Below are 12,671 nucleotides of genomic sequence, written 5' to 3'. Positions count from 1 at the left end.
CCGACTGAGCTAACGACCCTCACCACGACCAGGTCCGAGTGCACTGCTGCACCGGCTCTGACGGCGGCCTATATTACGGATTTATCATCCTGGCGCAATAGAAAATTCTTAAATTAAATCTGTTTGCTCACTGCGCGTACAAAGCGGTGCCGTATTTACAAGACTGTTACGAAAACAGTGACCTACAGCAATGCTACAACTTGCTCAGACTCTGCTTGGCCAACTGGGCCGGCGAGGTGTTGGGGTACCCCTTGATCACCTGCTCATAGAACGCCTTGGCTTCCGCCTTCTTGCCATCGAGTTGTGCCAGCATGCCGAGTTTCAGCAGGGCATCGGCTCGCTTGGGCGACTTGCTGTACTTGTTCGCGACCGTGGAGAACTGGGCCGAGGCACCGGCTCTGTCGCCCTTGTTGAACATCAGCTGGCCAAGCCAGTAATGGGCATTGGGCACATAGCTGGAGTTCGGGAACTGCTTGATGAACCCTTCGAAGGCGGGAATAGCCTTGTCGTAGTTCTTCTCCTTGAGCACCATGTTCACGGCGGCGTCGTAGGCCTGGTTCTCGTCCTGATTGGTCGAGTAATTGGCCGCGGCGGCTGGAGCCGTGGTAGAGGCTGCCGGGGTCGCGGGCGCAGCGGCAGGCTGGCTGTTCGCCACCTTGTCGAGCTCCTGATAGAGCTGGCGCTGGCGCTCCTGGGACTGCTCCATCTGATAGGTTTGCTGTTCCAGCTGACCGCGCAGTTCGGAGACCTCCCCTTGCAGGGAATCCACCTGTTGCTGCAACTCGGCCTGCAGGCGCAGACGGGCATTGAGGGTGCGCTCCAGCAAGGCGACTCTGTCTTCCAGGCTGCCTGTGGGCACGATGGCGCCATTGTTGCCACTGAGGGCCACGGCGCTGCCGCTGTCGCCACTGAGATCGCTCACCGGTGCAGCCGCTTGAGCATTCAGCGCCACTAACACGGCCATCACAATAGTCGCTTGCTTGTACACAGATTTCATTCGGATCAAACCTTAGCGTTTAGTGCAAATAAAACGGCCATCGCAATAGTCGCTTGTTTATACACAAATTTCATTCGGATCAAATCGGTAGCCTCGGTGTATATAAAACGGCCATCGCAATAGTCGCTTGTTTATACACAAATTTCATTCAGATCAAACCGGTAGCTTCAGTGTAAATAAAACGGCCATCGAAATGGCCGCTTGTATATACACGAATTTTGTTCGGTTCAAGCCTTAGTAAACCAGGACCGCGCGGCGGTTCTTGGCAAAGGCGTCCTCGGTGTGGGACAAGTCCAGCGGCTTCTCTTCGCCATAGCTGACGATGGAGAGCTGCTCGGCCTGCACACCCAGGGTTTGCAGATACTTGGCAACGGCCTTGGCACGACGCTCGCCCAGAGCGATGTTGTACTCAGGGGTACCGCGCTCATCGGCGTGGCCTTCGATCAACACCTTGACGGACGGACGCTCACGCAGGTAGCTGGCATGGGCATCCAGCAGGTCGGCGTACTGGCCCTGGATGTCGTAACCGTCGTACGGGAAGAAGATCACGTTGTCGCGTTGCAGAGCTTCGAACTTCTGACGCATCTGCTCTTCCGGGGACAACATGCCGTTGGCGCCACCGGTTTGTACACCGCCCATGCCGTCGGTCATGCCAGACTCGGCACCAGCGGCGTCGGAGTCGGAAGAAGAACTACAGGCAGCCAGGGTGAACAGTGGCAGTGCGATGGCCAAACCCTTGAGCAGTTTATTGAGTTGCATGCTATTTCCTTAAACCTTTATAACAAAACAAAAAACAATCGATTTTTTTATCAATTCAAGAAGGGCGACCAAGCTGGTGCACGAATTTCACCGCTACTGGTCGGAAGCACAGCCTTGAAACGACCGTCGGTCGAGACCAAAGCCAGACTTTTACGACCCTGATAGATGGTGGCATAGATGATCATGCTGCCATTGGGAGCCACACTTGGCGACTCGTCCAGAGCACTCTGAGTCAGAACCAACATGGCGCCGTTTTCCATATCCTGGCGAGCGATGCGATATTGTCCCTGAACCCGGGTCACCATCACCATGGACTTGCCGTCCGGCGTGATGGATGCCCCCTGATTGGAATCCCCTTCCCAGGTCATCCGGCGAGTGACGCCAGTCGCCAAATTTACGCTATAAATCTGGGGTTTGCCACCACGTTCAGAGGTGAATAGCAAAGTTTGACCGTCCGGCATCCAGGAGGGTTCGGTGTCGATGGTGCGGTTATTTGTGACTCGAGTGAGTTGCTTGCTAGCCACATCAATGACATAGAGATCAGGCTGCCCATCTTTGGACAATACGATAGCCAATCGGCGACCATCCGGTGACCATTCCGGGGCACCATTGATGCCACGGAAGCTGGTGATCAGGCTGCGCTGCTGGTTATAGATATCCTGCACATAGATCTCGGATTTCTGGTTTTCGAAGCTGACATAGGCCAGCTTGCTGCCATCCGGTGACCAGGCCGGGGACATCAGCGGCTCACGGGAGCGCAGCAAGGTCTTCTCGTTGTAACCGTCATAGTCGGAGATACGCAGTTGATACGGGAACTGGGTGCCTTGCTGGACGGAGACATAGGCCAGTCGCGTCAGGAAGGCGCCACGCTCACCGGTCAGACGCTCGTAGACGATGTCGGAGATGCGGTGGGCGAACTGGCGCATCTGGGCACCCGGGATGGTCGCCATGCGGCTGTCCAGGATGTACCCATTGCTCTCACCGCCCTGGGTCTTGGCCAACTGGCCCTTGAGCACGTCAACCAGCTCAAAGTTGATCTTGTAGGTGCCATCGCCTACGGCGGCGACGGTACCGACCACCACGGCTTCGACGCCCTGGGAGGCCCAAGGGGCGAAGTTGATCTCGCCACTGGTGCTCGGGGTCTGCGGCATCTGACCACGGGCCAGCGGCTTGAACTTGCCGCTGCGCATCAGGTCGTTGGAGACCACCTCGGCGATATCCTGTGGCAGTTGGCCATTGCCTTCCCACTTGAAGGGCGCAATCGCGATGGGTCTTGCGCTGTCAATACCGCCGGTGATGACGATGTCCAAGGCCGCCTGAGCGCTCTGGCCCAGCAGAAGGCAGCCAACCAAAGCAAAAAACACTTTTCTTATCATGGCTTAAATACTCTGTTCCAATAAAAATTGAGAGGTGAAATTCCTTTATCAGCAGACCCTGCCAACCACAGTCAATGACCCCGTTCTACCACACCTAGATGTTCGGTTCTAACTTGAGGTTAAACTCCTTCAACATCTCGAACGCCGCCGGATCCTTCGGCACCGGCAGCTGATTGGCCTTCAGCACGGCCGCCTTGCCGGAGCGACAAACCGCCGGGTCGCCCTGGCCGTTGTCCACCGAGATGACGAAACCGGTACTGGCCAATTTGACACCGATAGTACAGGTTTTACCCCGCATGGTGGGATCCAAAATCATATAGCGCTCGACCGTCGCCTTGATGAGGGCCGCATACTTGTCGACCTCACCCTTGGCTGCCGCCGAGGCGGCCTGGCTACGAGAATTGGCCTCAGCCTCCAGCTGCTGCTGCATCATGGCTTCCATCTCTTTTTGCAGCTTGGCCTCCTCGGCTGCCTTGCGCTTGCGCTCGGCATCGATCTTGGCCTTCTTGTCAGCCTCGGCCTTCGCTTTCTTCTCTGCGTCAGCTTTTGCCTTCTTGGCAGCCTCGTCCGCAGCCTTTTTATCGGCCTCAGCCTTGGCCTTCTTGTCAGCTTCCGCCTTGGCTTTCTTCTCCGCCTCGGCCTTGGCTTTCTTGTCGGCGTCGGCCTTCTTGGTCGCATCCGCCTTGGCTTTATCGTCGGCCTGCTTCTTCTCGAGCTCTTCTTTCTTTTTCTTCAGCGCCAGCGCCTTGGCCAACTCGGCCTCCTGACGCTTGGCTTCGGCCTGCTTGGCCTTCTGCGCATCCAGCTTGCGGGCTTCCTCGGCTTTCTGGGCCTGCTCCTCCGCCTGCTTCTGCTCGGCGACTTTCTTCTGCTTCTCGGTTTCCGCCTTGCGAGTGGCCTCCTCGGCCTCCTTGCGCTTGGTCTCGGCAACGCGCAGACGCTCCTGCTCCTGCGCCAGCTCACGCCGGGCCTGATCGGCGTCTTCCTTGTCCTTCTCCTTCTGCTGCTGTGCAGCCTTGGGTTGCGCCTTCTTCTGCTGCTGGATCTGCTGTGCCTGCTGTTCCAGGAACTCGCTGTCCAGCATCACCGCATTGACGATCTCCCCCTTGGACTCGGGGCGCTTGGGTTTACTGAAGTCGACCCCGACCAGCAATATGATGCCGATGATCAGGTGCAGCAGCAGCGACGCGATGAGATAACCGGAAATACCACGCTTCACATCCATCTCCGTCAGTTCACCGGATCCGTCATCAGGCCAACCTGAGGCACGCCGGCTTTCTTGAGGGCGACCATCAACAGGATCACCTCTTCATAGCGCACGGACTTGTCACCGGCCACCACCACGGGGGCATTCTGGTTGATGGCCAGATAGCCCATGGCCTTCTCGGTGATGTATTGCTGCATCGCCTCGGGCGTACCGCTCGGTACCGGCTCGTCATCCGCCTCACCGGCCTTGATGACATATTCGCCTTCGGTATTGACGCTGACGATGAAGGGGGGCTTGGCATCCTCGGGCAACTGCTCCGACTCCGCCTGGGGCAGGTCAACCTTGACCCCTTGGGTGATCACCGGCGTCACCGCCATGAAGATGATGAGCAGCACCAGCATGACGTCGATATAGGGCACCACGTTGATCTCGGCCACCTTCTTGCGCCGGATCCGCTGATAGGTTTGCATTACTTCTCACCCTGCTGCTGTGCGATCTGGCGGTTCAGAATGGTGGTGAACTCGTCCATGAAGTTGGCGTAGGCGTTTTCCAGCCGCTCCACCTTGTTGGTGAAACGGTTGTAGAAGATGACCGCCGGGATGGCCGCGAACAGACCCATGGCGGTGGCGATCAGCGCCTCCGCGATACCGGGTGCCACCATCTGCAGGGTCGCCTGCTGCACCTGACCCAGGGCGATAAAGGCGTTCATGATGCCCCAGACGGTACCGAACAGGCCGATATAGGGGCTGATGGAGCCGATGGTCGCCAGTACCGGCAGATTGGACTCCAGCTCGTCCACCGCACGGGACAAGGAGACCCGCATGGCGCGATAGGTACCGTCCATCACCGCATCCTGGCCACGAGCGCCGGCCTTGAGCAAACGGGCATACTCCTTGAAGCCGGAGTAGAAGATGTCTTCCATGCCTTCGATGTCATCGCGACGGGAGGAGGACTCCTGGTAGAGACGATTGAGATCCACCCCGGACCAGAATCTGTCTTCAAACTGCTCGGAGGCCAGGTTGGCGGCCTTGATGGCCTTGGAACGCTGGATGATCAGCGCCCAGGAGACGACCGACATGCCCATCAGGGTCATCATGACCAGTTTGACCAACAGGCTGGCTTGCCAGAACAGACCAATAAACGAAATTTCAGCGTGCACTTAACAGCACTCCCTTGATTTTTTCAGGTATCGCGACAGGTTTCATTTGCGGATGACTGACACAGGCTATCTGTACCATGGCCTGGGTGATCAGTCGTCCATCAGCCGCCAGGATCCGTTGCGAAAAGCGCATGGAAGCGCGTTTCACTTCAGTCACTTGCGTCATTACGGTCAGCAGTTCATTGAAGCGGGCCGCAGAGCGGAAATCGATCTCGGTGCGACTCACCACGAAGGCGAGCCCCGCCTGCAGCAGGACATCTTGTTCGATGCCACCGGCGCGCAGGAATTCGGTACGAGCCCGTTCCATAAACTTGAGATAATTGGCGTTGTAGACGATGCCTCCGGCGTCGGTGTCTTCGTAGTAGACACGCACCGGAAACTCAGAGACTTCCCCCATAAAAATCTGTGATCCATTCGACAGTCAGATGGGGGGCTATCATAGCGCAGGGCTGAATAGGAAAGAAGCAGGGGGAGACAGGGAAATCCCATCTCCCCCCGTTTTTATGGCAGGCAATAGTGCATGGTCAATCAGAACCTGCATAACAGACCTGGCCGGGTGAACCGGGGGGTAAGCGGGTCGCCGACTGGCGTTGTAAAAGCAGGAGGGAGGCAGATAACTGTCTGCCTCCCTCCATTTTTATGACAGGAAATAGCCTTGGGTCAACCAGAGCCCATACAACAGACTGGGCAAGGCGAGCCAAGGGAAAAACAGGACTCGACCGATGAGACTGCGGGGATGGAACCCCAGTCCGTGCATCACGCCGCAACAGACCGCCCACATCAGCCAGGGCGCGAGCATCAGCCCGTGCCCGCTGGTGTTGGCGGCGATCAGGTTCGGCGCCTGCAAGATGGCGACGCCCAGCAGGGCCGCCGCCAGCAACATCAGTCCCTGCCATGGCTGGCGCTCCAGGGGAGCGGCCAGCCGGGCAAGTCCGTCACTTATTTTCATCGATCTGACGATCCAGGTTCTCGGTGTGCTCCAGCCAGAGCGCGTTGATGATCCCAAACGCGCAAGCCAGCAACAAACCCAGGATCCAGGTGAAATACCACATATCAGGGCACCTTCTTAGTAGAGCGATTGTTGGTTGTCTTCGATGTGCTTGTTACTCACCCGGCCAAACATCTTGATGTAGGTCCAGAGGGTATAGGCCAGCACGGTCGGGACGAAGATGGCCGCGACGACCGTCATCACCTTGAGGGTGTTGAAGGAGGCGGTGGCATCCCACATGGTCAGACTCTGTGAGGGTTCCAGGCTGGAGGGCATCACGAACGGGAACATGGAGAAGCCCGCCGTCAGTATGATGCCGGCAATGCCTAAGGAGGAGCACAGGAACGCCAGCCAACCCTTGCCCAGCTTGGCCACCACGGCGGTCAGCAGGCTCATCACCAGACCCAGTACGGGGGCGGCGATCATCCAGGGATAGAGGTTGTAGTTCTGCATCCAGGCACCGGCCTGCACCACCACTTCCTTATGGAGCGGGTTGGTGACAGCGTCGGTGGCCATGTTGCCCACGATCACATAACCGTCCATGCCGCTCACCCAGACACCGGCCAGCGCGAAGCAGACCAGGGTCAGCAGGGAGAAGATCATGGCGGCGGTGCGGGAGCGAGCCAGCACTTCCCCTTCGGTCTTCATCATCAGCCAGGCGGCGCCCTGGGTCACGATCATGAACAGGCTGACCAGACCGGCCAGCAGGCCGAACGGGTTGAGCAGGCCGAAGAAGTTGCCGTGATAGGTCAGCATCAGGAACTGGTTGAAGCTGAACGGTACCCCTTGCAGCAGGTTGCCGAACGCCACCCCGAAGATCACCGGCGGCACTGCGCTGCCGATAAACAGCGCCCAGTCCCAGCTGGTACGCCATTGGGAGCCTTCCATCAGGGAGCGGTATTTGAAGCCGACCGGACGGAAGAACAGGGCCATCAGGGTCAGGATCATGGCGATGTAGAAGCCGGAGAAGGCCGCCGCATAGACCATGGGCCAGGCCGCGAACAGGGCTCCGCCCGCCGTCACCAGCCAGACCTGGTTACCTTCCCAGTGCGGGCCCATGGTGTTGAGCATCACCCGACGCTCAACATCCTTCTTGCCGACGAAGGGAAGCAGGGCACCCACCCCCATATCGAAACCGTCGGTGATGGCGAAGCCAATCAGCAGGACGCCGACCAGCACCCACCAGACCAGACGCAATAATTCGTAATCAAACATGGGATCCTCTCCTTATGCCTTGCTCTGTTCGAAGTGGTACTTGCCCGTTCTCAGACTGCTGGGGCCCAGGCGCGCATACTTGAACATCAGGTACATCTCGATGACGAGCAGCACCGTATAGAACAGGCAGATCCCGATCAGGGAGAACCAGATCTCGGACGCAGGGATATTGGATGCGGAGACCGAGGTCGGCAGCATCTCGGCGATGGTCCAGGGCTGACGACCGTATTCCGCCACGAACCAGCCACACTCGATGGCGATCCAGGGCAGCGGGATCCCCCACAGCAGACTCTTGAGCAGCCACTTGCGCTCACCGATGCGGTGACGGGTGCTGTCGTAGAAGGCGATGCCGATCAGCAGCAGCATGGCGATGCCACAGGCCACCATGATGCGGAACGCGAAGAACAGCGGGGCCACCTGCGGGATGGAATCATCCACAGCAGACTTGATCTGCTCGTCAGTCGCGTCGGTCACGTTGAGGGTGTAGCGCTTGAGCAGCAGACCGTAGCCCAGATCCTGCTTCACTTCGTCGAAGCGGGCGCGGGTATCGTCGGACTTGTCACCGGATTGCAGCTTGGTCAGCAGGTCGTAGGCGACCATGCCGTTACGCACGCGCAGTTCGTGCTCGCTCTTCAGATCCTTGAGGCCAGTTACCTGGGTATCCAGGGAACGGGTGGCGATGATGCCGAGGGCATAGGGGATCTTGATGGCGTAGTCGGTGCGCATCTCCTCCTGATTCGGGATACCGAACAGGGTGAAGGAGGCCGGCGCCGGCTCGGTGTTCCACTCGGCTTCGATGGCCGCGAGTTTCACCTTCTGCACTTCACCCGTCTCGTAACCGGACTCGTCACCCAGCACCAGCACGGAGAGGATGGAGGCCATGCCAAAGGCGGCGGCGATGGCGAAGGAGCGACGGGCGAAGGCCACATCACGATTCTTCAGCAGGTAATAAGAAGAGATACCCAGCACGAACATGGCGCCCGTGGTGTAGCCGGCCGCGACCGTGTGGACGAACTTGACCTGAGCAACCGGGTTGAACACCAGATCGGCGAAGCTCACCATCTCCATGCGCATGGATTCGAAGTTGAACTCGGCACCAACCGGGTTCTGCATCCAGCCGTTGGCGACCAGGATCCAGAGCGCGGAGAGGTTGGTCCCGAGCGCCATCAACCAGGTGGCAGCCAGATGCTGGCGCTTGCTGAGGCGATCCCAACCGAAGAAGAACATACCGACGAAGGTGGACTCCAGGAAGAAGGCCATCAGCCCTTCGATGGCCAGCGGAGCCCCGAAGATATCGCCGACATAGTGGGAGTAGTAGGCCCAGTTGGTACCGAACTGGAACTCCATGGTCAGCCCTGTGGTGACCCCGAGGGCGAAGTTAATCCCGAACAACTTGCCCCAGAACTTGGTCATGTCCCGGTAGACAGTGTTGTTGGTCATCACATAGACAGACTCCATGATCGCCAGGATGAAGGCCATCCCCAGCGTCAGGGGTACAAACAGGAAGTGATAAAGGGCCGTCGCGGCAAATTGGAACCGCGATAGGTCTACCACATGCTCAGCAATCATGATGTTTCCTCACCGATTATTGGCACGGCTATTTTAAGTTTTAAGGACAATGCTTCCGTTGGAAGTCCCCGAATGGTCGGTCATCACCCGGTTGATACCGATGACCAGATTCGAACGCCACCACATTAACAACAAGGCAATATACAAGAACAAAAAAAGCTAATGTTTAACATCTAGTAAACATTAGTGGTGATTCTATTCCCGCCTATAATGACCGCTGTTTTATATCACCTTTATTTGATTGAAATCAATGTAAAACCATCACCAATACATGCCTTTTTGGGGCAACTTAAAGATCGATAATCACTAATTATGAGAGCTTGCTCACAAAAAACATCAAGTCATAACCAATTGATTTAAATCAACTTTAAATAATATCAGATTGGTTTCAATTCTGTTAAAAAAATAAAACTCTTGAGTGTTTACGGCCTCATCAACTCGATATTTACAAAATCGCACAGGCCACCCTTCTTTCAATTTAAAACCAACAAAAACACATGTTTATGCTTGACGACGCCCAAAAACATTAATTACTTAATCTAATCTGAAACGCATAGAATTTCTTGTTTGTCCGGCCTGGGAAGAGCTCCTACAATGCGCCTCGCAGTGAGGGCATACCTCTGGATACAGGCCGGTCAATCTGGGTTCCCGGTACGTATTCGATGAACATTTCGAACCTGTTTGTTGGGATTAATGATGAAAAAGTTTGTTGCCAAGACCATACGTTACTACAAGCTTTCGTTCGTTCAGCTCTATCAAATGAACCGACTCTGAGGCCTCGCGACGGCTCCTTTGTTTTTTTCCCGGCCTGTCTCCAGACGCGCTCACTGTCTGTGAACATCCATCCTGAATTGTCTTTGCCCACCGCCTGTGCCGTGGGCTTTTTTTTGTCAGAATAGTAAAAAACCGCCCTTGGAGGCGGTTTTTGTTCAATCAGCTGTGTTTATCCTTCTTCCGGCCGTTGCAGGCCGAAGTGGGCATAGGCTCTGGGGGTCGCCAACCGCCCTCTGGGAGTGCGCTGCAAATAGCCCTGCTGGATGAGATAAGGCTCCAGCACATCCTCTATGGTGTCTTTCTCTTCCCCTATGGCCGCCGCCAGGTTGTCGAGGCCAACGGGGCCACCCATAAACTTGTCGATGACGGCCAACAATAGCTTGCGGTCCATGAAGTCGAACCCTTCGTTGTCCACGTCCAGCATGTCCATGGCGCGGGCCGCTATGGATCCGTCTATCCGGCCATCGGACTTCACCTGGGCGAAATCCCGCACCCGTCTTAACAAGCGGTTAGCAATACGCGGCGTGCCACGGGAGCGGCGGGCCACTTCCAGTGCCCCATCCCCCGACATCTCGAGTCCGAGGCAGCGGGCGCTGCGCGCGACTATGTCGGTGAGATCCTTGACGTTGTAGAACTCCAACCGCTGGACGATACCGAAACGGTCCCGCAGCGGGCTGGTCAGGGAGCCGGCCCGAGTGGTGGCGCCGATCAGGGTGAAGGGAGGCAGATCGAGCTTGATGGAGCGGGCGGCCGGGCCCTCCCCTATCATGATGTCGAGCTGGTAGTCCTCCATGGCCGGATAGAGCACCTCCTCCACCACGGGGCTGAGACGGTGGATCTCGTCGATGAACAGCACATCGTTCGGCTCGAGGTTGGTGAGCAGCGCCGCCAAGTCCCCGGCCTTCTCCAGCACCGGGCCCGAGGTGGTCTTGATATTGACCCCCATCTCGTTGGCCACGATATTGGCGAGCGTGGTCTTGCCAAGGCCGGGCGGGCCGAAGATCAGCAAATGATCGAGCGCTTCCCCGCGCTGGCGCGCCGCCTCGATGAAGATCTCCATCTGGGCGCAGACGGGATCCTGACCGGTGTAATCCGCCAGCTTCCTGGGACGGATGGCCCGATCGATGACCTCATCTTCACGCCCCCCGCCGATGGCGGTGGCCGAGATAAGACGATCCGCTTCAATCATGCATAACCCCACGCACACCGAAGATCGAGACAGGGCGAGCTGCTTGATTCATGCTCATCCTCACACCAGGCTACGCAGGGATTCACGGATGATCGACTCAACCGACATCCCATCCTTGGCCACCTTGCTAACGATCTGGCTCGCCTGCTGCGGCTTGTAGCCGAGTGCCACCAGGGCACTGGCTGCCTCTTCGCTCGCATCGGGGGCGCGCAGCTGGCTCTCCTGGGCGGGCAAGCTGATGGCGGCGGGGGAGAAGAGATCGTGGCTGACCCAGCCCTTGAGACGGTCTTTCATCTCTACCACCAGTCGCTCGGCGGTCTTCTTGCCCACGCCGGGCAATTTCACCAGGGAGCTTATCTCCTCGCGCTCGACGCTCAGCACGAACTGGGTGGCCGTCATGCCGGAGAGAATGGCCAGCGCCAGCTTGGGGCCGACCCCGTTGGTCTTGATCAGCTCGCGAAACAGCGCCCGCTCCTGCTTGTGATTGAAGCCATAGAGCAGCTGGGCGTCTTCACGCACCACGAAGTGGGTGTGAAGGGTCGCTTCCTTGCCAAGCTCGGGCAGATCGTAGAAGCAGCTCATGGGCATCTGCACCTCATAGCCCAGGCCCCCGACCTCGATCAACACCTCAGGGGGATTCTTCTCAATCACAACGCCTCTCAAGCGACCAATCATGTTCTCTTCCTCGCCACGCAGACTCTTTCAAATTGGGTCATAGCATAAAGAATAACTGGATAAGTATCCAGCATAGGGCGGCAGGCCCATGGTATCCCCGCCCCGCGCGATCGGCTTCCTCCCCGGCTTATCCCCAATCGGGAGGAAAATCCCCCTGATCCGCCCCAGCCCGGCAACCCCAAGGCGGATCCGATTCAACCATCATCTTTAATTCATTTAAATTCAAAGCATTACAAAAAACATTGTCAATTGGGCCTGACTATATACCTCTGGCTGACTAGTCTGAATCCGCCAAAGAGAACTGAATGAAGCTCAATGGTTTTCCTTCACCTTTGTCACGCGCAGCACAGCGCAAGGAGAGCAAGATGGCTAATGGACGAATCAGTTTTTGGGAAGGCAATGGCGCCACTCAGGATCAAGTCGGCAATACCCTCAGCGGTGGTGCGAGTTACAACATCAACTGCAAGAGCGGAGACCATGGCTTTAGCAACGATGAAGCCCGCTCCCTGAAGCTGGAGGGTCTTCCCGGCATCACCCTGATCAAGGTCTATGACAGCCCTTCAGCCAGTACCGACGATGACTGGGCCCAGATCCTGGTCAAGGGCCCCATTGCCGACTCCGTCATCGTCAGCAGTTTCAACAGCAGCGCCAATCTGGACGGTGGCAACGTGGTCGTTACCAGCCATTACCATAATGGCCTGGATGGCAAGGTATCGAAGATCATGATCGACTACCTTGGCTAAGTCAGGTCCCCTCCTCTGAA

General features: G+C 57.3%; 14 protein-coding genes. 1 reads left to right on the top strand and 13 read right to left on the bottom strand.

What is annotated here, in order from left to right; genetic code table 11:
• Window positions 1-193: 193 nt before the first annotated feature.
• The 13 genes from ybgF to ruvA all read right to left on the bottom strand — a co-directional run bounded on the left by ybgF (window position 194) and on the right by ruvA (window position 11,908).
• Window positions 194-997 (bottom strand): tol-pal system protein YbgF, encoded by an 804-nt coding sequence (ybgF, locus tag LG30_RS0110795; RefSeq protein WP_033130715.1) that lies wholly within the window; start codon window positions 995-997, stop codon window positions 194-196.
• A 234-nt stretch (window positions 998-1,231) separates the two neighbouring features.
• Window positions 1,232-1,756, bottom strand: coding sequence for a peptidoglycan-associated lipoprotein Pal (pal, locus tag LG30_RS0110790; protein ID WP_033130714.1), 525 nt, complete (start codon window positions 1,754-1,756; stop codon window positions 1,232-1,234).
• Window positions 1,757-1,806: 50 nt separating this feature from the next.
• Complete coding sequence (gene tolB / locus LG30_RS0110785; RefSeq protein WP_033130713.1) at window positions 1,807-3,132, bottom strand: Tol-Pal system beta propeller repeat protein TolB; 1,326 nt, start codon at window positions 3,130-3,132, stop codon at window positions 1,807-1,809.
• Between the two features lie 94 nt (window positions 3,133-3,226).
• The gene (gene tolA, locus LG30_RS0110780; RefSeq protein ID WP_033130712.1) at window positions 3,227-4,357 is read right to left on the bottom strand and encodes a cell envelope integrity protein TolA; all 1,131 of its coding nucleotides are present in this window, start codon (window positions 4,355-4,357) and stop codon (window positions 3,227-3,229) included.
• Between the two features lie 5 nt (window positions 4,358-4,362).
• Entirely contained in the window at window positions 4,363-4,809 is a 447-nt protein-coding gene (tolR, locus tag LG30_RS0110775) for a protein TolR (RefSeq protein ID WP_005331545.1), read from the bottom strand.
• Entirely contained in the window at window positions 4,809-5,498 is a 690-nt protein-coding gene (gene tolQ, locus LG30_RS0110770; RefSeq protein ID WP_033130711.1) for a protein TolQ, read from the bottom strand. The genes tolR and tolQ overlap by 1 nt, the downstream gene beginning before the upstream one ends.
• Window positions 5,488-5,895, bottom strand: a complete 408-nt coding sequence (ybgC, locus tag LG30_RS0110765; protein WP_033130710.1) for a tol-pal system-associated acyl-CoA thioesterase — start codon at window positions 5,893-5,895, stop codon at window positions 5,488-5,490. The genes tolQ and ybgC overlap by 11 nt, the downstream gene beginning before the upstream one ends.
• A 240-nt stretch (window positions 5,896-6,135) precedes the next feature.
• Window positions 6,136-6,447, bottom strand: a complete 312-nt coding sequence (locus LG30_RS0110760; RefSeq protein WP_033130709.1) for a cyd operon YbgE family protein — start codon at window positions 6,445-6,447, stop codon at window positions 6,136-6,138.
• Entirely contained in the window at window positions 6,434-6,550 is a 117-nt protein-coding gene (cydX, locus tag LG30_RS21575) for a cytochrome bd-I oxidase subunit CydX (RefSeq protein WP_033130708.1), read from the bottom strand. The genes LG30_RS0110760 and cydX overlap by 14 nt, the downstream gene beginning before the upstream one ends.
• Window positions 6,551-6,564: 14 nt before the next feature.
• A complete protein-coding gene (gene cydB / locus LG30_RS0110750) occupies window positions 6,565-7,701 on the bottom strand; it encodes a cytochrome d ubiquinol oxidase subunit II (RefSeq protein ID WP_033130707.1) in 1,137 nt (378 codons plus the stop codon).
• A 12-nt stretch (window positions 7,702-7,713) separates the two neighbouring features.
• On the bottom strand, window positions 7,714-9,270 hold the full coding sequence (cydA, locus tag LG30_RS0110745) for a cytochrome ubiquinol oxidase subunit I (RefSeq protein ID WP_033130706.1): 1,557 nt from the start codon (window positions 9,268-9,270) through the stop codon (window positions 7,714-7,716).
• Between the two features lie 943 nt (window positions 9,271-10,213).
• On the bottom strand, window positions 10,214-11,233 hold the full coding sequence (ruvB, locus tag LG30_RS0110740; protein ID WP_033130705.1) for a Holliday junction branch migration DNA helicase RuvB: 1,020 nt from the start codon (window positions 11,231-11,233) through the stop codon (window positions 10,214-10,216).
• 60 nt (window positions 11,234-11,293) lie between these two features.
• Window positions 11,294-11,908 (bottom strand): Holliday junction branch migration protein RuvA, encoded by a 615-nt coding sequence (gene ruvA, locus LG30_RS0110735; RefSeq protein WP_033130704.1) that lies wholly within the window; start codon window positions 11,906-11,908, stop codon window positions 11,294-11,296.
• 365 nt (window positions 11,909-12,273) lie between these two features.
• On the opposite strand from ruvA, the gene LG30_RS0110730 reads away from it, so the two are divergent.
• Window positions 12,274-12,651 carry a hypothetical protein gene (locus tag LG30_RS0110730; RefSeq protein ID WP_052100987.1) on the top strand — a complete coding sequence of 126 codons (378 nt, stop codon included), beginning with the start codon at window positions 12,274-12,276 and terminating at the stop codon, window positions 12,649-12,651.
• The last annotated feature ends 20 nt before the right edge of the window (window positions 12,652-12,671 follow it).

The sequence above is a fragment of the Aeromonas aquatica genome (genome assembly GCF_000764655.1).
GTDB classification, from domain to species: Bacteria; Pseudomonadota; Gammaproteobacteria; order Enterobacterales; family Aeromonadaceae; genus Aeromonas; species Aeromonas aquatica.
The sequence above is the reverse complement of the archived record's forward strand: the minus strand, read 5'-3'. Positions and strand labels throughout refer to the sequence as shown.

Excerpts from the sequence above, each read along its gene's own strand:
- ybgF (WP_033130715.1), bottom strand. The coding sequence starts at position 997 with ATGAAATCTGTGTACAAGCAAGCGACTATTGTGATGGCCGTGTTAGTG.
- pal (WP_033130714.1), bottom strand. The coding sequence starts at position 1,756 with ATGCAACTCAATAAACTGCTCAAGGGTTTGGCCATCGCACTGCCACTG.
- tolB (WP_033130713.1), bottom strand. The coding sequence starts at position 3,132 with ATGATAAGAAAAGTGTTTTTTGCTTTGGTTGGCTGCCTTCTGCTGGGC.
- tolA (WP_033130712.1), bottom strand. The coding sequence starts at position 4,357 with ATGGATGTGAAGCGTGGTATTTCCGGTTATCTCATCGCGTCGCTGCTG.
- tolR (WP_005331545.1), bottom strand. The coding sequence starts at position 4,809 with ATGCAAACCTATCAGCGGATCCGGCGCAAGAAGGTGGCCGAGATCAAC.
- ybgC (WP_033130710.1), bottom strand. The coding sequence starts at position 5,895 with ATGGGGGAAGTCTCTGAGTTTCCGGTGCGTGTCTACTACGAAGACACC.
- LG30_RS0110760 (WP_033130709.1), bottom strand. The coding sequence starts at position 6,447 with ATGAAAATAAGTGACGGACTTGCCCGGCTGGCCGCTCCCCTGGAGCGC.
- cydX (WP_033130708.1), bottom strand. The coding sequence starts at position 6,550 with ATGTGGTATTTCACCTGGATCCTGGGTTTGTTGCTGGCTTGCGCGTTT.
- cydB (WP_033130707.1), bottom strand. The coding sequence starts at position 7,701 with ATGTTTGATTACGAATTATTGCGTCTGGTCTGGTGGGTGCTGGTCGGC.
- cydA (WP_033130706.1), bottom strand. The coding sequence starts at position 9,270 with ATGATTGCTGAGCATGTGGTAGACCTATCGCGGTTCCAATTTGCCGCG.
- ruvB (WP_033130705.1), bottom strand. The coding sequence starts at position 11,233 with ATGATTGAAGCGGATCGTCTTATCTCGGCCACCGCCATCGGCGGGGGG.
- ruvA (WP_033130704.1), bottom strand. The coding sequence starts at position 11,908 with ATGATTGGTCGCTTGAGAGGCGTTGTGATTGAGAAGAATCCCCCTGAG.
- LG30_RS0110730 (WP_052100987.1), top strand. The coding sequence starts at position 12,274 with ATGGCTAATGGACGAATCAGTTTTTGGGAAGGCAATGGCGCCACTCAG.